Origin of the sequence: Actinoallomurus sp. CA-150999 (assembly GCF_050942425.1) — a bacterium.
GTDB lineage: Bacteria > Actinomycetota > Actinomycetes > Streptosporangiales > Streptosporangiaceae > Actinoallomurus.
In genome coordinates, this window is sequence record NZ_CP192063.1 from 5,721,629 (window position 1) to 5,742,713 (window position 21,085).

At 69.3% G+C, this 21,085-nt stretch carries 17 protein-coding genes; 8 read left to right on the forward strand and 9 right to left on the reverse strand.

The features are described 5' to 3' along the window. Positions 1–18 precede the first annotated feature (18 nt). Positions 19–1,770 carry an ABC transporter permease gene (locus tag ACQP2O_RS26375; RefSeq protein ID WP_433190476.1) on the reverse strand — a complete coding sequence of 584 codons (1,752 nt, stop codon included), beginning with the start codon at positions 1,768–1,770 and terminating at the stop codon, positions 19–21. Positions 1,771–2,074: 304 nt separating this feature from the next. Between ACQP2O_RS26375 and corA the strand changes: the two genes are divergently transcribed. Further along, the gene (corA, locus tag ACQP2O_RS26380; RefSeq protein WP_433190478.1) at positions 2,075–3,046 is read left to right on the forward strand and encodes a magnesium/cobalt transporter CorA; all 972 of its coding nucleotides are present in this window, start codon (positions 2,075–2,077) and stop codon (positions 3,044–3,046) included. Positions 3,047–3,110: 64 nt separating this feature from the next. Then, on the forward strand, positions 3,111–3,848 hold the full coding sequence (locus tag ACQP2O_RS26385) for a PP2C family protein-serine/threonine phosphatase (RefSeq protein ID WP_433190479.1): 738 nt from the start codon (positions 3,111–3,113) through the stop codon (positions 3,846–3,848). A gap of 197 nt (positions 3,849–4,045) precedes the next feature. Here ACQP2O_RS26385 and ACQP2O_RS26390 read toward each other — a convergent pair whose 3' ends face one another. The 4 genes from ACQP2O_RS26390 to ACQP2O_RS26405 all read right to left on the reverse strand — a co-directional run bounded on the left by ACQP2O_RS26390 (position 4,046) and on the right by ACQP2O_RS26405 (position 11,165). Continuing rightward, entirely contained in the window at positions 4,046–4,495 is a 450-nt protein-coding gene (locus tag ACQP2O_RS26390) for a hypothetical protein (protein WP_433190481.1), read from the reverse strand. 122 nt (positions 4,496–4,617) lie between these two features. Beyond that, the gene (locus tag ACQP2O_RS26395; RefSeq protein WP_433190483.1) at positions 4,618–6,651 is read right to left on the reverse strand and encodes an intein-containing Rv2578c family radical SAM protein; all 2,034 of its coding nucleotides are present in this window, start codon (positions 6,649–6,651) and stop codon (positions 4,618–4,620) included. Positions 6,652–6,764: 113 nt separating this feature from the next. Beyond that, entirely contained in the window at positions 6,765–8,843 is a 2,079-nt protein-coding gene (locus ACQP2O_RS26400; RefSeq protein WP_433190485.1) for an ATP-binding protein, read from the reverse strand. A gap of 6 nt (positions 8,844–8,849) precedes the next feature. Beyond that, the gene (locus ACQP2O_RS26405; RefSeq protein ID WP_433190487.1) at positions 8,850–11,165 is read right to left on the reverse strand and encodes a LuxR C-terminal-related transcriptional regulator; all 2,316 of its coding nucleotides are present in this window, start codon (positions 11,163–11,165) and stop codon (positions 8,850–8,852) included. A 121-nt stretch (positions 11,166–11,286) separates the two neighbouring features. Between ACQP2O_RS26405 and ACQP2O_RS26410 the strand changes: the two genes are divergently transcribed. The 3 genes from ACQP2O_RS26410 to ACQP2O_RS26420 all read left to right on the forward strand — a co-directional run bounded on the left by ACQP2O_RS26410 (position 11,287) and on the right by ACQP2O_RS26420 (position 13,893). After that, the gene (locus tag ACQP2O_RS26410; protein WP_433190489.1) at positions 11,287–12,627 is read left to right on the forward strand and encodes a purine-cytosine permease family protein; all 1,341 of its coding nucleotides are present in this window, start codon (positions 11,287–11,289) and stop codon (positions 12,625–12,627) included. A gap of 94 nt (positions 12,628–12,721) precedes the next feature. After that, positions 12,722–13,216, forward strand: coding sequence for a sigma-70 family RNA polymerase sigma factor (locus ACQP2O_RS26415; RefSeq protein ID WP_433190490.1), 495 nt, complete (start codon positions 12,722–12,724; stop codon positions 13,214–13,216). Further along, positions 13,213–13,893, forward strand: a complete 681-nt coding sequence (locus tag ACQP2O_RS26420; RefSeq protein WP_433190492.1) for a hypothetical protein — start codon at positions 13,213–13,215, stop codon at positions 13,891–13,893. The genes ACQP2O_RS26415 and ACQP2O_RS26420 overlap by 4 nt, the downstream gene beginning before the upstream one ends. Positions 13,894–13,975: 82 nt before the next feature. Here ACQP2O_RS26420 and ACQP2O_RS26425 read toward each other — a convergent pair whose 3' ends face one another. Next, complete coding sequence (locus ACQP2O_RS26425; protein ID WP_433190494.1) at positions 13,976–14,839, reverse strand: hypothetical protein; 864 nt, start codon at positions 14,837–14,839, stop codon at positions 13,976–13,978. 93 nt (positions 14,840–14,932) lie between these two features. On the opposite strand from ACQP2O_RS26425, the gene ACQP2O_RS26430 reads away from it, so the two are divergent. Continuing rightward, entirely contained in the window at positions 14,933–15,535 is a 603-nt protein-coding gene (locus ACQP2O_RS26430; RefSeq protein WP_433190495.1) for a DUF4865 family protein, read from the forward strand. Between the two features lie 193 nt (positions 15,536–15,728). On the opposite strand, the gene ACQP2O_RS26435 is transcribed toward ACQP2O_RS26430, so the two are convergent. Together ACQP2O_RS26435 and ACQP2O_RS26440 are read right to left on the reverse strand one after the other, a co-directional pair. Further along, the gene (locus tag ACQP2O_RS26435) at positions 15,729–16,286 is read right to left on the reverse strand and encodes a dihydrofolate reductase family protein (protein WP_433190497.1); all 558 of its coding nucleotides are present in this window, start codon (positions 16,284–16,286) and stop codon (positions 15,729–15,731) included. Positions 16,287–16,364: 78 nt separating this feature from the next. Next, positions 16,365–17,237, reverse strand: coding sequence for a LysR family transcriptional regulator (locus ACQP2O_RS26440; RefSeq protein WP_433190499.1), 873 nt, complete (start codon positions 17,235–17,237; stop codon positions 16,365–16,367). A 107-nt stretch (positions 17,238–17,344) separates the two neighbouring features. Between ACQP2O_RS26440 and ACQP2O_RS26445 the strand changes: the two genes are divergently transcribed. Further along, entirely contained in the window at positions 17,345–18,301 is a 957-nt protein-coding gene (locus tag ACQP2O_RS26445; RefSeq protein WP_433190501.1) for a DMT family transporter, read from the forward strand. Here ACQP2O_RS26445 and ACQP2O_RS26450 read toward each other — a convergent pair. Next, positions 18,246–19,349, reverse strand: coding sequence for a site-2 protease family protein (locus ACQP2O_RS26450; RefSeq protein ID WP_433190502.1), 1,104 nt, complete (start codon positions 19,347–19,349; stop codon positions 18,246–18,248). The two genes, ACQP2O_RS26445 and ACQP2O_RS26450, sit on opposite strands and share 56 nt — an antisense overlap. A gap of 77 nt (positions 19,350–19,426) precedes the next feature. On the opposite strand from ACQP2O_RS26450, the gene ACQP2O_RS26455 reads away from it, so the two are divergent. Next, entirely contained in the window at positions 19,427–20,992 is a 1,566-nt protein-coding gene (locus tag ACQP2O_RS26455; RefSeq protein WP_433190504.1) for a glycoside hydrolase family 10 protein, read from the forward strand. Positions 20,993–21,085 lie beyond the last annotated feature (93 nt).

Genomic DNA, 21,085 nt, shown 5'->3' on the forward strand with positions numbered 1-21,085 from the left:
TCTTCGTCCTCCACGCCCTCACAACGAGTATCGGTTCTCGGCCAGCCGGTACAGCCGCCGCCACACGAGGCGGTTCAGCCCGACGACGTACAGGGACATCACGGCGATCCCGGCGAGGATCTTGGGGTAGTCGCCGTGTTCGGTGGCGTGGGCGATATAGGCGCCCAGCCCCGTGGCGGTCAGGGTCGTTCCGCCGAAGGTGACGATCTCCGCCACGATCGAGGCGTTCCAGGCCCCGCCGGAGGCGGTGATGCCGCCGGTCACGTAGGCGGGGAAGATGCCGGGGATGATCAACCGGCGCCAGCGCTGCCAGCCGCGTACCCCCAGATCGTCCATGGCCTCGCGCAGGTCGGTGGGGATCGCCATGGCGCCGGCGATGGAGTTGAACAGGATGTACCACTGGGCGCCGAGCGCCATGAGCAGGATCCCGCCGATGTTCAAGCTCAGGCCGGTCTTGAGGAAGAACCAGGTGGCAAGCGGGAACAGGAAGTTGGCGGGGAAGCTGGCCAGGATCTGCACCACCGGCTGGGCGATCCGGGTCAGTCGAGGGGAGAATCCGATCTTCACGCCGATCGGCACCCATACCAGCGTGGCCACCGTCACCAGCACGACGACCCGGGTCAGGGTGGCCAACCCGAGGAGCAGCGGCTGAGCGAAGACACCCAGCCCGGTCTGGCCGTGCAGGTAGCCGAGCAGATCCAGCAGACCCCAGCCGATCAGCCCGCACACCACCAGCGCGAAGGCCAGGTCTCCGGCGCGCCGGCGCAGGGGGTCTGCCTGCAGCGGCCGGTCATCGACGCCGAAGACACGCCCGGCCCGGTTGGCGGCCTCCCGCAGCGGGGCCGTGACGCGGCCGAGCGCGCGTGGCCAGTGTGAGCGGCGCAGGAAGTCCAGCACCAGCGACCGCTGTACGTGGACCGCCTCGGATTGTTCGACCTTGAACCGTTCGGCCCAGGCCACCAGAGGCCGCCAGAACAAGAAGTTCACCCCGACGACCATGACCGCCATCGTGATGATCGCCCACCCCACCCGGCCAAGGTCACCGGCGGCGATCGCGGTGCCGGCGTAGGAACCGACCCCGGGCAGCACGTAGTGGTGGTTGGACACGCTGATCAGTTCGGAGGCGACCAGGAAGAACCAGCCGCCGCCGAAGCTCATCATCCCGTTCCACACCAGGTTGATCGCACCGGAGGGCAGCTCGATCTTCCAGAACCGCATCCATCGCGAGAAGCCCATGCTGCGCGACAGCTCATCCAGCTCACGCGGCACCGTGATCAACGAGTGGTAGAACGCGAACGTCATGTTCCACGCCTGGGAGGTGAAGATCGCGAACACCGACGCGCACTCCAGCCCGAACAGCGAGTGCGGGAACAACGCGATGAAACCGGTCACCAAGATCGTCAAGAACCCCAGGATCGGCACCGACTGCAGAATGTCCAGCGCGGGAATCAGCACACGCTCCAGCCGCCGCGAATGCGCCGCCGCGTACGCCCAGACCAGCGTGAAGGCCAGCGACAGTCCCAGCGCGGCGAACATCCGCAACAGGCTCCGGGCCGCGTAGTACGGCAGGCGCGCTGGATCGGTATCGATGCCGCTCACCTTCGACGGAACGAACGACACCGTCGTCCCGCCGCCGACCCGTACCACCACGTACAACCCCACCAGCACCGCGGCGGCGACCACCACATCCACCCAGGAGAACTCCGCCATCCGGCGAGCGACCCGCGCACTCAAAGACGCACGCCCCGGCTCCAGGCGCGGCACACTCATCACGAACCCCCTCGATCATCAGACCAGGAACACAGTGAGGGCAGCTCGCGGGCACACCGTCCCCACCGAGGCGACAACGCCCGGCAGCGAGGGCTCACGACGCGGTGAGACCGATCAACTCGGCAATGGCGACGTCAGCGGTGACTCGCGAGACAGCCGGGACTATGCGGATCGCCACCCATGGCTGCCTCCCTTCCCCTGCAGACGCCGAACCGAGGCCAAGTCTGCACCTTGTTGCGCGAATATGCAAATAGTTCCGGATGCCTGCTCGGGCGCCCGGTGATCGGTCCTAGTGTTAACGCCCATGCCTCGTACTCGTCTGTACCGCAATGGCGTGCTGGAAGCCGAAGGGTTCCCGATCGCCGACGTCTCGGATTACATCGAAGATTCCGCCGTCACGGTCTGGTTCGACCTGTGCCGGCCCACCGCCGAGGATCTGGCCTCCATCAGCGAGGAACTCGGATTGCACCCGCTGGCCGTTGAAGACGCCATCCACGAGCACCAGCGACCCAAACTCGACCGGTACGACTCGCACCTGTTCGTCACCGCGTACGCCGTGCGCCTCAACGCCGACACCGGCGCGCTGGGCACCAGCGAGGTCGCCGCGTTCGTCACCCGCAACGCCCTGGTGACCGTCCGCAAGGACGAGGACTTCGACATCGACCAGGTCATCGACCGCTGGGACAACTCCGCCGACCTGGCCAAGCACGGTGTCTCGTTCCTGTTGTACGGGCTGCTGGACTATGTCGTCGACGGGCACTTCGACGCGGTCCAGCTGCTGGATGAACAGATCGAGGCGCTGGAGGACGAACTGTTCTCCGCCAGCGCCAAGGACAGCGACATGGAGCGCCGGACGTTCGAGCTTCGCAAGAGCCTGGTGATGTTCCGGCGAACCGTGCTGCCGATGCGCGAAGTCGTCAACTCCCTGCTCCGCCGCGATCTCCACATCGTCGACGATGCCATGAGCCCGTACTTCCAGGACGTCTACGACCATGTCCTGCGGGCCACAGAGTGGACCGAGTCACTGCGCGACCTGGTCTCCACCATCCGCGAGACCCACCTGACCATGCAGGGCAACCGGCTCAACGTCATCATGAAGCAGGTTACGAGCTGGGCCGCGATCATCGCCGTCCCGACCGCCGTCACCGGGTTCTACGGTCAGAACGTCCCCTATCCCGGGTTCTCCAAGCCCATCGGATTCTGGGAATCGACCATCATCATGATCGTCTTGTCGATCGGCCTGTTCGCCTGGTTCCGCAAGAGGGACTGGATCTGACCCACGCACACGCCGACCGTGCGATGTCGGCATCCCCGTGAGCGAGATCTGTAGGGTTGCGCGCATGACGATCGGGATCCGCTACGCCACGCGGTCAGATGTCGGGATGCTGCGTGAGGGAAACGAGGACTCGGCGTACGCGGGCCTGCGCGTGCTCGCCGTGGCCGACGGCATGGGAGGCCACACCGCCGGCGAGATCGCCAGTGCGACCGTGATCGAGGAACTGTCCGCGTTGGACGTCGAGATTCCCCCGGATCAGCTCCTCACCACGTTGGAGCAGGCGGTCAACCGAGCCAACCAGAAGGTGCACGGTCTGGCGGAGGCCGATCCGTCGCTGCAGGGCATGGGGACGACGCTGACCGCGATGCTCTGGTCCGGGTCGCGGCTGGCCCTCGTACAGGTCGGGGACTCGCGGGCATATCTGCTGCGCGACGGCGACCTCTTTCAGATCACCCATGATCAGACCCTCGTTCAGGCCCTGCTGGACGATGGAAAGATCAACCAGGAGCAGGCCACCACGCATCCGTACCGGTCGATGCTGCTGCAGGCGTTGGATGGACGCGCCGGCATCACCCCGGATCTGCAGTCGCGTAGCGCGCTGGTCGGTGACCGGTACCTATTGTGCTCCGACGGCCTGTGGAGCGTGGTCACCGCCGAGGCGATCCACAAGGCGCTCACCGGCATCACCGATCCGGAAGAGGTGGTCGGCAACCTCATCGCAGCCGCCAACGCCGGCGGCGGCCCTGACAACATCACCTGCATCGTCGCCGACGTCGTCGACACCGGCTCAGCGCAGGATTGAACGTCTCGCCGTCGATGGTGACGGTGCCGTACGGGTGCTGTTGAGACGGAGATCTCAACGGCCCTGGCCACGGGGGCTTCGATGGTGGATGGAAACCACGCATCGTGGACCCGTGACGCCCGGCCGAGGCCCGGTGACCGGGTTACCGGTGGGGCGATCGACCGGGGCGGACATCACGGATGCCCGCCCCGGTCGTTTCAGGAGGAGTCGCTGGGCAGGGTGTTCCGTACGGCGCGGGCTGCGGCGGCGAGGTTCTCCAGGGAGGCGCGGACTTCGGGCCAGCCGCGGGTCTTCAGGCCGCAGTCGGGGTTGACCCATAGCCGTTCGGCCGGGATCGCCTGTAGGGCTTCCCGGATCAGGTCGGCGGCCTCTTCGGCGTTCGGGGCGCGGGGGGAGTGGATGTCGTAGACGCCAGGGCCGACCTCGCGGGGATATTCGGCGTCGGCGAGTTCCTCGGCGATACGCATGTGGGAGCGGGCGGCCTCCAGCGCAGGTGCCGGCGGGGAGCGGCCTTCTAAGCGCCTCCGCTGGAGCTTGGCGACGTCATCGTTGATGATCGCCTGATCGGCTGCATCACCAAGCCGAACGCCGCTCCCGACTCCGCGAGAAAGGCGGGTACACCGTCCGCTGGCTAACGCAACGCTCACCGTTTCTATAGGCGGGGTGAGGTCGCGTCTAACGGGTTCATAATGGATGAATCTGTGGTGCAGAGTCGTGGGCGGATATTCAGTGCTGCGTTCTGCGCCTCGTGAGTGAGTTCTCCGGTGGTTCAGAGCAGGGTGAGTTGTTCGGGGTCGGGAGGCCGGGTGGGGGAGGGCGTCGGGGTGGGCATGTGGCGGACGTTGTGGTGTCCGCCGATGCGGTATTTGTTGGCGAGGTCTTTGACGCGCTGGGTGATGCGGTGCTGGTAGTCCTTTGGCGCATAGGCGCCGCGGCCGTACAGGCGGGCGTAGGGGGCGATGAGCTCGGGGTGGTGTTCGTGGAGCCAGGCGGTGAACCATTCGCGGGCGCCGGGGCGTAGGTGCAGGACGATCGCTGAGATGGAGGTGGCGCCGGTCTCGGCGATTCGGCGTACGGCGGCTTCGAGTTGGCGTGGGCTGTCGGTGAGGTAGGGGACGATGGGTCCCATGAGCACGCCGCATCCGATGCCGTGCTCGTTGAGTGTCGTGCAGACCTCGAGGCGTTTGAGCGGGCTGGGTGTGCCCGGCTCGAGCAGCCGCCACAGATCCTTGTCGACGAAGCCGACGGAGACCGCCGCGCCGACCTCGGTGCGGTCGGCGGCCTCTTCCAGCAGCGGCAGGTCGCGCAGGATCAGCGAGCCCTTGGTCAGGATCGAGAACGGGTTCGCGGCGTCCCGTAGCGCCTCGATGATGCCGGGCATCAGCTGGTAGCGGCCCTCCGCGCGCTGGTAGCAGTCGACGTTGGTGCCCATCGCGATGTGCTCGCCGGCCCACTTCGGCGTGGCGAGCTCCCGGCGCACCAGCTCCGGGGCGTTCACCTTCACGACGATCTGCGAGTCGAAATCCCGCCCCGAGTCGAAGTCCAGGTATTCATGGGTGCGGCGGGCGAAGCAGTTGTGTGATACGACGCCGTTGGCGATGAAGTCTCCGGTGCCGGTGGTGATGTCGTACATCGGCAGGTCCAGGCCGGTCGCTTCGATGGACCTCACACCCAGCCGGGCGTTGGTCTTGATCGCGAGACCTTCGATGTTCTGCTTCCGGGTGATCGCCGGATCCACGGTATGGAAGAAGCGGAGACGCTCGGCGATGCCGCCCAGAAGCCGGATCACAGTGATCGGCAGGCCCACAGCATTCTTAGGCTGCTCAATCCTGTATTCGAACTCCAGGCGATCGAGGCTTTCCCTGAGGTGCCTGATGATTTCCTGGTCGGTATTCGATATTCGGAGAACGCCGTAGGAGCAGCTTCCTTCTGCATCGAAAATTCCGGCAAGAAAACCTTTGTGCCACGCCGTTGTCGCCTCGGCAGGCCATGCGATGATTCGCCTGATGGCCGAGTTGCCCGCCTTGCTCTGGTTGCAGATGGCGGAAATCTGCCGACGTCCCAACTTGGCGCTCTGGAACGTGAACTCGACCGTCGGAACGCCGAGGCCGTCAAGATAGATGCGTGAGCGGTCCAAGGCCTCCCGGTCTACCAGGGCCAGCCGAAATCGGTGAACATCGCCACTGAGATAGGAATACGAGCCGAGTTGACCGTCGCCTCGGATCATCCCGCAAAGGTAACCGGCCCGGTAATCCGCGTCCTTCTTAGGCGGCTCGGCGAACGACCCGACGCCCATCAGTTTGTTGTTGCGCGTCAGGTGTGGACGCCGGCCGGCACCGCGCTCGGTGCCTGTGACGTACTTCCAGCCGCGATCGCTCAGAAATCTGTGATCGCCGCTCGCGACCAACTCCGTCCCGTCCTCGAGACGGATCCGGTATGCGGGCTTGACCGTGCTCCAGTGTGCGAGGACCTTGGTGACGACATAGCGGCGGTAACTTCCGACCACTTCGGTGCCGTACACCTCGTCGCCGACGCGAATGTCGCGGAGTGGCTTCGTGCGTCCGTCCGCCATGAGGATCGGGGTGTCGCCGGACAGGCAGTACACACATGCATGGCTGCAGCCCCTATAGGGGTTGATGGTCCACTGGAATGGCACGCGGGAGGCGCCGGGGACCTTGTTGATGATCGACTTGGCTCTGATCTCGTGGAAGGTGATCCCGCGGAACTCGGGCGTGTCGATCGTCACGGGGCTTCCGAACAGACCCGGCTCCTCGCCGTCCAGCGACAACGCATCCCAACGCATGCCCCCACCTTAGAACATGCGTTCGATGATCGCCTGTCGGCGGGTCGGGCCGGCAGCGGCACGCGGACGGCCACAGTACGCGCGGTGTCACTTCGGCCCGGGTGTTGATCCGCTCACCTGGGGTCGGCGAGTGCGTAGGTGACGGCTTGGTCGATGGGGAGCCTGGTGCCCTCCTCGAAGGCCTTGCCGAAGGTCTCGTCTCCCAGTGCGGCGCGGGCGCGCTGCTCACAGAGCCGGTGGCCGGCGGCCAGATGCCGCTGGGTCAGGGGCGCGGCGGTGAAACGCCAGATGGCGTGGGCGCAGCCGAGCAGTCGGGCGGCGCGTTCCGGATCACGCTCGCCGGCGTCCCAGGCGAGGACTTCCAAGCAGTGGGCGATGCCCCACCCGTCGATGTAGGGGGAGACCCGCAGCCTCTCCCGGACCAGTTCGATCGCCCGTTCGCGGTCGCCGATGAGCCACTGGGCGATCCCGTACAGCCCCAGCGAGCGTGCGCGGGTCAACGGCGCGGCGGCCGTTTCCGCGACCTCCAGGGATTGCTCGCCGAAGGCAAGGGAACGGTCGGCGTCGCCGAGGAGCGCGGTGGCGTAGGTCAGGTAGCGGAGGGTCATCCATACGTCCGCGCGGTCGTCGAGGGCCCGCAGCCGGGCGAGTGCGTCCTCGAAGAAGGTCACGGCGCAGTGCAGGTCGTCGCAGAAGAACGCGTGAATGCCGCGGAGCATGACGGTGTGGGCTCGGGCCGGCTCGTCGTCCAGGTGTTCGGCGAGCGTGAGGCACTGGTCGATCCGCGACAGCCCCGCGTCCCATTCGGCCAGGAGAAGGGCCGTCCATCCGTCGATCCAGAGGGCCTTGGCGCGGGCCGGACTCGGCTCCGGATTGAGGGTCAGCGCCCGATCGAGCCAGTACCGTCCCTCGCGATGGCGGACCGACATGGTCCAGTAGTGCCGCAGGGAGCCGGCGATCCGTAGTCCGGAGTCCGCCTGGCCGGGCTCGCTGAGGCAGAATTCCAGCGCGGCTCGTACGTTGGCGTAGTCGCGCTGCAGCAGGTCGAACCCCTCGACCTCTCCCGGGCTCAGGAACTGATGCTCCGCTTGCCGGGCGACCTCGGCGAAGTGGTCGCGGTGGCGCGTCCTCACCGCCGTGGCCTCGCCGGACCGAGCGAGGTGCTGGGCGCCGTACTCGCGGATCGCCTCCAGCATCCGGTAGCGGGAGACGCCCTCGGACGTCGTACGGGTCAGCACGGACTTGTCCAGCAGCCCGTCCACGAGCGCGAACACGTCCATGCTCTCGATTCCGGCGCCGGAACAGACCTGCTCGGCGTCGTCGAGGTCGAAGCCGCCGCTGAAGACCGACGCCCGCGCCCACAATCGCTGTTCGGGCGCCGAGCACAGGTGGAAACTCCAGTCGATCGCCGCCCGCAGGGTCTGTAGCCGTGGCATGGCCACCTGCGCGCCCGCGCCCAGGACCTCCAGAGAGTGCTCTTCCAGGCGGGTCAGGATCGCCTCGACGGGCATCGCCCGCACCCGTACCGCGGCGAGCTCGATCGCCAGGGGGATGCCGTCCAGGCGCCGGCAGATCCCGGCCACCTTCGTACGGTTGTCGTCGGTGATGGCGAAGCCCGGGAGCGCGATCGCCGCGCGTTCGGCGAACAACCGCACCGCGTCATCGTGCGCCGGCGGCTGCTCTTCCTGCGGCACCGGCAGCGGCGCCAGCTCCACCAGCCACTCCCCGGTCACGCGCAGCGCCTGCCGGCTGGTCGCCAGGATCCGTACCTGGGGCGCGGCCCGCAGGAGGTCGGTGGCCAGGCACGCGCAGAGGTCCACCAGATGCTCGCAGTTGTCGAGTATCAGCAGCAGATTCTTATCCGCCAGGAACCATGCGAGGGCCTCCGGCGCGGCGGTCCTCGACTCGCCGGGCATCCCGACCGCGTCCCCGATCGCGCGGGCCAGGAATCGCCCGTCCGCGAGTGCGGCGAGTTCCACCAGCCGCACGCCGTCGGTGAATCTGCGTCTCAGCTGCCCCGCCGCCCGTTGAGCGAGCCGTGTCTTGCCGACCCCCGGCCCGCCGGTCACGGTCACCAGCCGGTTGTGCCGGAGTAGCCGTTTGATGTCGCCGATCTCGCGCCTGCGCCCCACGAAGCTGGTCTGCTCCACGGGAAGGTTCCCCGCCGAGGACATCGAGTCCGAACCGGCCATGGCGGCTCACCTCCCCTCTGCCACGGTCCAGGCCGCGATCTGGACCCGGGAGGTGAAGTCGAGCTTGGTGAGGATGTGCTCGACATGGCCTTCGACGGTGCGCTGAGCGATCATCAGGTTGGTGGCGATCTCCTTGTTGCTCATGCCCTGGGAGATGAGTTCGGCGATCTGGGTTTCGCGGTGAGTGAGGGGTGACAGGCGGCGAACTTGTGGTTCCGGCGCGTGAGGCGCCTCTTCCAGCGCGTCGCCGAGCAGGTCGGTGTACGACATCGCCGCCCCTCGTGCGAAGGCGGAGCGGTAGGCGGCGGGGCCGAGGGCGGAGCGTACTCGTGTCTCACACTCGTCGTGGAAGCCCCGCAGGTAGAGAAACGGCTCGCCGCCGAACGAACGCCACAGTCCGTCCAGCGCGCCGAGGAGGGCGGCGGCCCTCTCGGCCCGTCCGTCGGTGGCGGCGACCCAGGCGAGTACCTCCAAGGCGCGGGCCAGGGCCATGGGGTCATCGAACGGCAGGGCGAGCCGGATGCTCTCCCGTTCCGCCGCGACGGCTCCGGTGGTGTCGCCGCATCGCCAGCGCAGGATGCCGAGCACCCAGAGCAGGTTCGAGCTGAGGGTGCGCACACCGGTGCGTTCGCACCATTGGAGTGCCTCCCGGCAGTGGTCGATCCCCGCCTCGATGTCCATGGTGAGCACGGCCAGGATCGCCATCCGGGTCAGGGTGAGCACCACGGCGGGCTCGTCGTGCAGGGCGCGGTGGACCGAGAGCGCCTGCCGGTACAGGGGTCCGCACTCGGCGAGCCGGCCCTCGTTCATGTCGGCGTAGGCGGTGAGCTGGGTCACCCAGGCGCTGCCGCTCTCGTCGTGCAGCCTCTCGGCCAGCGCACCGCCTTCCTTCAACAGCAGGCGCGCGGTGCTCAGCTCTCCCTGCAGGAGCGCGAGCCAGGCGTCGGCCCACAGAGCACTCACGCGCGTGCGGGTCGGGCGGATGTCGAGCGCGAGCGTCTGGTCCAGCCACCGACGCCCCTCGCCGTGGAGGCCCGTCACCTGCCAGTAGTAGCTCAGGCCCGCGGCCATCCGCTGCGCGGTCTCCACCCGATCGGGGTCGGTCAGGCCGTACTCCAGCGCGATGCGGAGGTTGGCGTTGTCCTGGCGAAGCCGGGAGAGCAGGATCAGCTGGTCGGGCCCGAACGATCCTTCTGCCACCTGCCGGGCCAGACGCCGATACCAATCCCAGTGCCGTCTCCGCACCTCATCGGTGTCACCGGACTCGGCGAGGCGGCCGAGGCCGAATTCGCGCAGGGTCTCCAGCATCCGATAGCGGCTTCGGCCTCGGCTCTCCTGCCGGGACAGCACCGATTTGTCGATCAGGCCGCTCAGCGCCTCGAGCACCATGTCCGGATCCAGGTCGCCGTCCGAGCAGACCGCCTCCGCGGCCTCCAGCTCGAACCCGTCCCGGAAAATGGAACACCGCGCCCAGACGCGCTGCTCCGGCGGAGTGCACAGCTGGAAGCTCCAGTCGACGAGCGAGTACAGGGTCCGCTGGCGGGGAGGGACGCCAGGCCATCCGGCCGCGTGCAGCCGGAAGCGGTCCAGCCTGTACAGCAGCTCCTGCGGCGACATGGCACGGAGCCGGACCGCCGCGAGCTCGATGGAGAGGGGGATCCCCTCCAACTGCCGGCAGATCTCGCTCAGCAGCGCGCCGTTGCTCTCGTCGACGGTGAATCCCGCGCTCACCAGCGCCGCCCGGTCGACGAGAAGCCGAACGCTGTCGTACTTGGCGAGGGACCTCGGCGAGACCGGTGGACCGTCCCGGTCCGGGAGCGACAACGGCGGCAGCGGGACGATCCGTTCTCCGGCGACCCCGAGCGCCTCTCGGCTGGTGGCGAGTATCCGCACGTTCTGAGTCCGCCGTAGTACGGCGGTGACGAAGGACGCGCAGGCCTCGAGCAGGTGCTCGCAGTTGTCCAGGACGAGGAGCAGGTGTTCGTCCTCCAGCCGGGCCACGAGCGCGGGCAGGTCCCACCCGCCGGCCTCGTCTCGTAGCCCGAGGGCGGCCGTGACCGTGTGGAGGAGCAGGTCCGGGTTCTGGAGCCGGTCCAGGGCGACCAGCCGGACCCCGTCAGGGAAGCGTCGGCTCAGGTCTTCCGCGGTCTGGAGGGCGAGACGGGTCTTCCCGACACCCCCGACGCCGGTCAGTGTCAGCAGCCGGTGAGCCGCGAGCTGGCCCTTGACGTGCGCCAGTTCGTCCCGCCGACCGATGAAGGTCGTCAGATGCTGAGGAAGGTTGCTTCGATGGCCTCGGCCCCCCGAATCTGCCCGGCCCATGTCGCAATCATAGGCTTGCCGGATAGTGCCCAGTCCGTACGTGAACTGCGGAAACGTCGATAAGGCGGCGGGCGCCACGTGGCCGGTCCGGAGTGATCGGCCCTGCGGCGGGAGGACGGTGATGAAACCCGCGGCGCACCTCGACGAGTCGGCCGCTGCCGAGGATTACTCGCTCCACCGGGTACCGGTCTCGGCCCGTTACTCCTGGTGGTCGGTGGCGACCCAGCGGTTCGGTCAGCTCTCCGCGCTCTCCCAATTCCTGCTCGGGGTGACCTTGGGGCTGGGGATGACCTTCTGGCGAGCCGTGCTCGCGATCGCTCTGGGCTCGGTGCTGCTGGAGATCGTCTCGATCTTCGTCGGCATCGCGGGAACGCGCGAGGGCCTGTCGACGTCCGTGCTCGCACGCTGGACGGGATTCGGCAACAAGGGTTCCGCGATCGTCGGCCTGACGATCGCGGTCAGCCTGATCGGCTGGTTCGGTGTGCAGAACGCGGTGTTCGCCGAAGGGCTGCATTCTCTGCTGGGCGGTCCGTCCGTGGTGGCCTGGTCGCTCATCGGTGGCCTGGGCGTCACCGCGATCGTGATGTACGGCTTTCACGGCATGGCCTGGACGGCGTACGTCACGGTGCCCGCGTTCGTCGCCCTGGCGGTCTGGGCGGTCGGGCGCCAGTTGGCCAGGTTCTCGCTGCATGACCTCATCTGGTCCCAGCCGGCCGGCAGGCCGCTCTCGCTCGCGGCCGGTGCCACGCTCGTCGCCGGTGGGTTCATCGTCGGAGCCGTGATGACGCCGGACATGACGCGCTACAACCGCACCGCAGGGGACGTCATCAGGCAGACCCTGGTCGGGGTCACCGTGGGAGAGTTCTTCATCGGACTCATCGGCGTGCTGCTGGCCCACGCACTGCACACCGTCGACGTCGTCGCGATCATCACGACGACGAGCGGCCTCTGGGGCACCGTCGTCCTGACCGCATCCGTCTTGAAGATCAACGACTGGAACCTGTACTCCTCCACGCTCGGGCTGGTCAACGTCGTCGACGTCCTGGCCGGCCGGTGCGTCAGCCGCCGTCTGCTGACGGTCGTGATCGGCGCCTTGGGGTCGGCCCTGTCGGCGACCGGGCTCCTGCATCACTTCATCGGCTTCCTCACCCTCCTCGGCATCCTGATCCCGCCGGTGGCCGGCATCATGATCGCGGAGTACTACGTGGTCCGTACCTGGCGCGCGGAACTGGACTCGTCCCGGATCCGAGGACGTCTTCCCGCCGACGCTCCCGAGTGGGTTCCGGCGAGCCTGATCTCCTGGGCCGGCGCCGGTGCCGCCGGCTACTTCATCCACGTGGGGATCCCCGCCCTCAACGCGCTGGTGGTGGCCTTCGCCGGCCATATCGCCCTCAGCGAGATGGGTCGGACGCGCCCAAGAGCGCGAGTTCGCGAAGCGCGGAACGCATCGTCTCGACGGTGACACCCGCGCGCTGCCGGGTGGGCATGCCGCGGACGCGGTGAAAGATTCTCGGCACGAAGGTAAGCGGATCGGGCGCTGGAAGCGTGTAGCGGGTGTGAAGCAGCTGGAGTTCCAGGAGTTCTATCGAGCCAGCCGGGACGTGTGCCTGCGGGCGGTTCTGGCCGGCGTGGGCGATCGGCAGCTGGCCGAGGACCTGGTCGCCGAGGCGTTCACGCGGGCCTGGGTGTCGTGGCACCGCGTCAGCCGGCATCCCGCGCCGACCGCCTGGATCGTTCGTACGGCGCTCAACACCCGGGTCTCGTGGTGGCGCCGTCGGCGGCGGGAGGTCGCGCTGGAGCGCGATCACGAGGTCGCCGACGTCTCGGCCGGTGAGGCGGGCCTGGATCCCGCGCTGCTCGCCGTGCTGCGCCGGCTGCCGCAGCGGCAGCGGGAGGTGATCGCGTTCCGGGTCTTCCTCGACCTCGACACCCAGGCGACCGCAGAGATCCTCGGCATCGCCCCGGGAACGGTCACCGCCCACCTGTCGCGGGCCGTCACGACGCTTCGCGGCCATCTCATCACCGTCGACGACCGGGAGGTCGGAACATGAGCAGTCAGGACAAGGACACCGCTGCGGTGCTGGACGAGCTGAAGGGTTCGTTCGAGCAGGTCAGCATGCACACCCCGGTCGAGCGGATCGTGGCGGCGGGGCGCGTACGGCGTCGTCGGCGCGTCGTCGTCGGTGCGGCGGCGGGCGCCACGGCGGTGGCCGGTCTCGCGCTCGGAGTGCCGGCGCTCAGCCACCCGTCGACCGCGCCGCCGCAGGCGAGGCTCACCACCGGCGCCGGGTCGGTGCACATCCGCACCGCCGCGTTCACCCTGGACAGCGACGGACACGGCACCGTCCGCGTGACCTGGGACAAGGCGCGGTACTTCCAGGACCACCAGGGCCTCGAACGGGCCCTTCGCCAGGTCGGCTTCCCGGTGATCGTCAAGGAGGGCGTCTTCTGCAAGGGACCGCAGGACGACGGACGCCTCGATCCCAGCGGTGACGGGCCCGGCGTCCGCCGCGTCATGACGGGGGAGCGGCGGAGCGACGGCAGGGTCACCTTCGTCTTCGACCGCTCGGCGATGCCCGCCGGGAAACAGCTCTTCATCGGCTACCTCACCCCGTCGCAGCTGGCCGTCACGCACGGACGGCCGGGCTCCGTCGAGCGCCTGGTCCCGGTGGGGGTTCCACTCACGTGCACGACCCAGGCACCGCCGCCGGGACACCCCGGGGACTGAGCTCGCGGCTGAGCGGTGCGCATACCGCCGTCGTACGGAGAGGTGAGGGGCGCCCGTGGGGACGGCGTCCCTCACTCCGCGCTCAGGTGAGCTCGCCGTCGGACGTGCGTGGCGGTTCGATGGCGACGGAGGCGAACCGGTCGTCGGCCGGAGCCTCGCGGTAGAGGAACAGCCCGGCGTCGGGGACGTGGACGGAGCCGGCGTGGTGGACGGTGTCCAGACCGAGCTCGCCGAGTAGCCACAGGACGTCACCTGCGGTCTCGCCGAGCAGGTCGATGCCGTCGAGCTCGGCCCGTACGGTGGGGGAGCCGCCCCACCCGGGCGGCCGCATGGCGTAGATCTGGCCGATCCGTTCCACGCCGTCGCCGTGGCGAACGGTGCAGATCGACACCTGGCCGCGGCCGATCCGTACGGACCGGTGGTCCGCCCAGCCGCAGATGAACGACGCGTGCGGCCGGCCGCCCAGGCGGTCCGCGACTCGCGTCAGCACGGACCAGGCACGCGCCGCGGGGGTCTCGAAGAGCAGGTCCGTACCGTCGACGTCCGCGCCCCGGCCGGGCAGGAGACGCACGACGAACGGCGGGACGCGTCCGGGGAAACGGCCCGGGTCCGGCGGGACCAGCGTGACCGTGCCCTCCCACGGTCCGCTCTCGCCGCCCGTCGACCGCCACTCGATGGACGCCTCCATCTGGAACAGGTCGAAGCAGCGGTCGGTGACGCGGAGGTCGAGGTACTCGCGAAGGTGCGCGGCGACCTGGGCGTTCGCCGCGTCCCACCATTCCGGGTCGTGACCGCGGCGGGTGGCCGGCGGCCATCGGCTCGCCGCCATTTCGCCGAGGTCCACGTGCTCCTCGGCGCCGGACCGGTCGGTGATCGTGTACTGCCAGCCGTCCGGTCCGCCTCGCAGGGCGACGCGGACCGGGAGGCGATCGGCCCGGGCTGCCATTCGCCAAAGGTTACGCGGGGTCCCCGCACGATGGATGACGAACGCCTTCTGTACCTACTAGTCTGTACGGGCAGACGATCTGAAGGACGGCTCATGTACGCGATGCAGTACGCGTTCCCCCTGCCCGCCGGCTACGACATGCCCGGTCTCCGCGACCGGATCGGTCTTGCCATGCACAGCCTCGACGACCGGGCCGGATTGGGCCTCAAGGCCTATCTCTTCCGGGAACGCGGGGCCGGTGGTTCGCCGGTCGACGAGTACGCCTGTTTCTACCTGTGGAACGACACCGGCTCGATGGCCGACTTCCTGGTCACCGGCAGCGGCCGGTTCCAGAACATCATCCGCTTCTTCGGCCGCCCCGCCGTCGACCACTGGACCGGCATCGCCACTGTCGCCGGTCCGGCCCGTGGCACCGCGCCGAAGGCCGCTTCACGCCGCCTCACCGTGGTCCCGCCGGCCCCCGCCGCGGATGAGACCGGCCTCGACCTCGCCACCCGCATCGAGCACGAGGTCGCCGAACTCCGCGCCCTCGCGAGCCGCGACGGGGTGCACACCGCCGCCCTCGGCCTCGATCCGCGAGACTGGCGACTGGTCAGGTTCGTCCTGTGGCAGGACACCGTGCCCGCCGACGAGGACGCCACCGAGCGGTACGAGGTGGTGCACATCTCCACGCCCGGCCTGGCCGATCTGCCCTAGGGCCTGTCTCGAAGTCCCCGTCCGTAGCGAGCGGTGTCCAGGCGGTGCCTCGCAAGGCGGAGGAGGGAGTCAGCCTGGTGTTGGCTGGCGACCGACGACAACGCGGCGAGGCGCCGCCTGGGCGCCGCGCAGTAGGACAGCGGGGCTTCGAGACAGGCCCTAGAGGCGCCGCCCGGCGCCGGGCGGCGTGGTGTCATCGTGCCGCTCTCACGTATTGCGTGAGGACGGCGGCGCCGGACTGCTCGGCCGACCGGCACTCGAGGTGCGCGGGCGGGCCGTCGGTGGGAAAGAGCCGGTCGCCGGTGCCGAGGATCGTGGGGAAGGTCAGGAGCCGGTACTCGTCGATCAGGTCCTCGGCCATCAGCGCGCGTACGACGCCGAGGCTGCCGGTAATGATCATGTCGCGCTGCTCGTGCTTGACGACGTCGACGAGGTCGCCGTCGATGACGCGCGAATTCGTCCACGCCGACGCGTCGCTCAGCGTACGGGAGGCGACGAGCTTCGGTACGGCGTTCATCCGCGCGGAGAACGGGTCGTCGCGATTCGGCCAGAGCCGGGAGAACAGCTGCCAGGTCGTACGCCCCAGCAGCATCACCCCTTCGTCCAGCGTGCTCCCGAGCTGGAACTTGTCCCCGGCGACCGTCTCGGGGCCGTGCCGGAAGGCCCAGCCGCCGGTCGGCGTGCCCCCGGAACCGTCCGGATCGGACACGATCCCGTCCAGGGTGATGAACTCGATGACGATGACGCTCACGATGGTGTCCCTTTCGCTCGGTGCTCGCCTGTACATACCGGCGGGATCGGCGGGATTCATCGCGTCCGGCGAAAATCTCTAGCGAATCCCCTCGGCGAATTCCGGGACCGCGGTCACGAGGGCGGTGGCGGCCGGGTGCCAGGGCCGGTCGGCCGGACCGGTGAGGACCAGCCGCCGGGCGATCGGCGGATCCACCGGCACCATCACGAGGCGGGGGACGAGCATCGCGACGGTCAGGCCGGGCACGATCGTGACGCCGATCCCGGCGCGGACCATGGCCAGCAGGGTGCCCACGTCCCGGATCCGGTGCGTCGGCCGGAACGGTACGCCCGCCCGGCGGTACAGCTCGCGGATGTGGCCCTCGCATCCGCCGCAGGAGAGCAGGAAGGGGTCGTCTTCCAGGTCGGCGACGCCGATGGTCTTCTCCTCGGCGAGCGGGTGGTCGTCGCGCAGCAGGGCGTGGAAGGCGTCGTCGGCGAGGGTGACGCCGGGGCCGGGCGGCGGGTCGACGAGGACGGCCAGGTCGACGGTGTCGCCGGTGAGCCAGTCGGCGACCTCGTCGTCCTCCCCTTCGAACAGCGCCACGTCGACCCGGGGCAGGTCGGCCTTCCACCGGGCCATCAGGTCGGGCAGCAGGCCCTGGCAGACGGTCGTGGGGGCCGCGAGCCGTACGGTCCCGGTGGGCAGGCCGTCCTGCTGGGCGGCGAGGTCGGCGATCGCGGTGGTGGCGGCGAGGGCGGCGCGGGCGTGGCCGAGGATCCGCTCTCCGAACGCGGTGGGGCGCGGGCGGCCGTGGCGTGTCAGGACGGCGCTGCCGAGGGCGCGTTCCAGTGACGCGACGGAGTGGGAGACCGCCGACTGGCTCACCCCGAGCCGGTCGGCGGCGGCCCCGAAACCGTCGTGGTCGAGCACGGCGACGAACGCCCGCAGCTGGCTGATGTTGAGGGTCATGAGTTCTTCTCATGGGTCTGGTGCGGTCACTTGTTGGACTCATCTTGCCTGCCGCACCGAGGATTCCGGTGACCGGTGTCCGAATCCGAACGGTGAGGTGGGAGACGATGACGGAGCGGCCTGGGGAGACCGCGCGATGGGTGCCCGGCTTCGTGGTCCTGTCGGTCATCTGGGGGGCGAGCTTCGCCCTGATCAAGGTGGCGATCGAGGCCGGGGTCGCGCCGATGTGGGTGGCGTTCTGGCGGTGTCTGTTCGGCCTGGTGGCGCTGGGCGTGGTCTGCGTCGTCCGGCGGGAGGCACCGCCCCGCGACCGGCGGCTCTGGGCGCACGCGCTGGTGGTGGCCGCGCTGTTGAACGCCGTCCCGTTCACGCTGTTCTCGTACGCGGAGACCCGGGTGAGCTCGGTGGTGGCCGGCGTGTGGAACGCCACGACGCCGTTGACCACGCTGCTGTTCGCGGTCGCCCTGATCCCCGGTGAGCGGCCGACGCTCCGGCGGTCACTGGGGCTGCTGACCGGGTTCGGCGGCGTGCTCCTGGTCCTGGGGGCCTGGCGGGGGCTCGGCGGCGCGACGGCCGGCAGCCTCGCCTGCCTCGGCGCGACCGTGTGTTACGGCGCCGGCTTCACCTACACCCGGCGCTTCTTCTCGGGCCGTACGGAGTCCGCCGCGGTGCTGTCGGCGGTGCAGATCCTGTGCGCGACCGCGGAGCTGGCCGTGGTCACGCCGCTGTGGGCCGGCCCGCCCGCCTGGCCCGGGGCGGGCGCGGCCACGGCACTGGTGGTGCTCGGAGCCGTCGGCACCGGGCTGGCGTACATCCTCAACCTGGGCGTGATCCGGGCGGCCGGGCCGACGGTCGCGGCGACGGTCACCTACCTGACGCCGCTGTGGTCCACGCTCCTGGGCGCGGTGCTGCTGTCCGAACCGCTGGGCTGGAACACCCTCACCGGCGGCCTGGTGATCCTGACCGGGGTGATCGTGGCCCGGTCGAGGCGGCGTCCGGATGTGGGCGTCAGCGCGCCGGGAAGCCCGGAACCTCGCGCGCCAGGTGTTCGAGTTCGCGGGTGAGGTCGTGGGGCGTCACGATGCCGACGAGCCGGTCGCCGTCGAAGACGAGGAGGCGTTCGCGGGTGAGCCGGGGCAGCAGTTCGGTGAGCGGCGTCTCGGCCGTTGTGCGCTCGGCGTCCTCGACGAGCGTGCCGACGGGCGTGTCGGGCGGCTCCTGGCGGATCCGTTCGGCGGTGACGACGCCGCGGACGAGGCCCTCGTCGACCACCGGGTAGGCGGCGTGCCGATGCCGGGGCAGCATCTCCCGCAGGAACTCGGCGACCGGCATCGCGCTCGGCACGGTGAACGGATCGGGGGTCATGATCCGGCGGATCGGGATGCCGTCGAGCCGCGCCCGGAGCCGGGCCTGCGCCGCCTCCAGCCCCGCCGCCGTGATCAGGAACCAGCCGACGAGCGTGAGCCACAGGCCGTCGGCGGTCCACATGGAGAGGTAGAAGCCGGCCAGCATGGTCACCCAGCCGAAGGCGCGTCCGACCTGGGTCGTCTGCAGCGTCGCCTTCACCCGGTCCCCGGACATCCGCCACAGCAGGGCGTGGACGAGCCGGCCGCCGTCCAGCGGCGCGGCGGGGATGACGTTGAAGGCCGCCAGCAGCGCGTTGATCGCCGCGAGCCAGGTGACGCATCCGGCCACCAGGCCGTCGGCCCCGGTGACCAGCAGGCCGGCGGAGACGATGCCGAACGCCGCCGCGAGCAGCAGGCTGACCAGCGGACCCGAGCCGGCGATGCGCAGCTCGGCGCCCGGAGTGGGAGGCTCGCCCTCGTACCGCGCGACGCCGCCCAGCAGCCACAGGGTGATCCCCGTGACGGTCAGGCCGTTGCGCTGCGCGACGATCGCGTGCGCCAGCTCGTGGGCGAGCAGCGAGACGAGGAACGCCGTCGCGGTGAGCAGCCCGCCGAGCACGTACATCAGCGGATGCAGGCCCTTGTAGGTGTGGGGCAGTTGCTCGCCGGCCAGGCCGTACGTGATGAGCGCGAAGACCACCAGGACGGTCCAGTTGACGCCGACGCGCACGCCGCCGATCCGGCCGAGCCGGAGGGTGTCGTTCATAGCCGCCGCCTTGTTGTCGTCCCTGAAGAATGGATACCCGCCAAAGCACACCGAAGTCTCAGGCAGAATGCCCTCTCGTGGGTTCTTCCATCGCCAAGAGGAGCATCGTGGCACTCGCGGCCCTGGCCGTCACGGCCGGTTGCGGCGGCAACGATGATCCGTCCAGGCACTTGCGGTCGCGGGCGGCCGAATGCGGCCAGGTGTCGATGGCGCGTACGGACACGGAGCGGCAGACCCGGGCGATGTGGATCGTGACGGTCGGCAACGGCGACTGGCCCGCCCGGCCGGGGCTGCCGGCGTCGGCGCAGCAGGCGCAGTACCGCGCCCTGCTGGACATGGCCGTGCGGCAGAACCTCAACACCGTCTACGTGCAGGTCCGGCCGACCGCCGACGCCTTCTACCCGTCCCCGTACGAGCCGTGGTCCCGGTATCTCACCGGCAAGCAGGGGCGTGACCCGGGCTACGACCCGCTGAAGTTCCTGGTCGACGAGGCGCACAAGCGGGGGCTGGAGTTCCACGCCTGGTTCAACCCCTACCGCGTCAGCACCGGGCCGAGCCGCAAGGCGCTGGCCGCCGACAACCCGGCACGGCAGCATCCGGACTGGGTGTACCGCTACGGCGACGCGCTGTGGTACGACCCGGGGCGGCCCGAGGTCCGGGACCTGGTGAGCAAGGTCGTCCTGGACGTGGTGCGCAAGTACGACATCGACGGTGTCCACTTCGACGACTACTTCTATCCGTATCCGCTGCCGGGGGAGGAGTTCCCCGACAAGGCGACCTTCAAGAAGTACGGCGCCGGTTTCAAGAGCGTCGCCGACTGGCGCCGGCACAACGTCGACATGCTCGTGCAGGGCCTGTCGGCCGGGATCCACCAGGCGAAGCCGTGGGTGAGGTTCGGCATCAGTCCGTTCGGGGTGTGGCGGAACAAGTCGGAGGACTCGGGCGGCTCGGCGACCCACGCGCTGCAGAGCTACAACGACATCTACGCCGACACCCGTAAGTGGATCAAGAGCGGGTGGATCGACTACGTGGTGCCGCAGCTGTACTGGCCCATCGGCTACCCGCCCGCGGACTACCGGACGCTCGTCGCCTGGTGGTCCCGGCAGGTGGCGGGCACGCGCGTGCAGCTGATCATCGGGCAGGCCGGCTACCAGGTCGGGCACGGCGGCCCGTGGAACGCCGCGGCGGAGATGTCCCGGCATCTGGCGCTCGACGCGAATCACCCCGAGGTCACCGGCGAGGCGATCTTCAGCGCGACCGATCTGCGGCAGGATCGGCGGGGGTTCGCCTCCCGGCTGGTCCGCGATCACTTCGCCCGCCCGGCGATCGCCCCCGCGAGCCCGCGCGCCACCGGTGAGCCGCCGTCGGCGCCCACGCGTCTGGAGGCCAAGGACCGCCGGCTGAACTGGAAGGGCTCCGGGGCCACGGCGTACGCCGTCTACCGCTCGCCGGCCAAGGGCCCGGCCTGTACGTCGCCGGACCCGCGCGAGCTCCTCACGGTCGTTCCCGGGCAGACGACCCAGATCACCGACCACACCGCGAAATCCGGTCACGTCTACACGTACTACGTGACGGCCCTGGACGGACGCCACCGGGAGAGCCCTCCGACCAGGGGCGCCCACATGACCACCGAAGGCGGCTGAGCTGGGACTTCGCCGCGACGCTGCCACATGTGGCCGTAAAAGGCGAGGCTCGATAGCCTTTTGAGGTTTCCCAGGCTTAACAAACAGGGGATG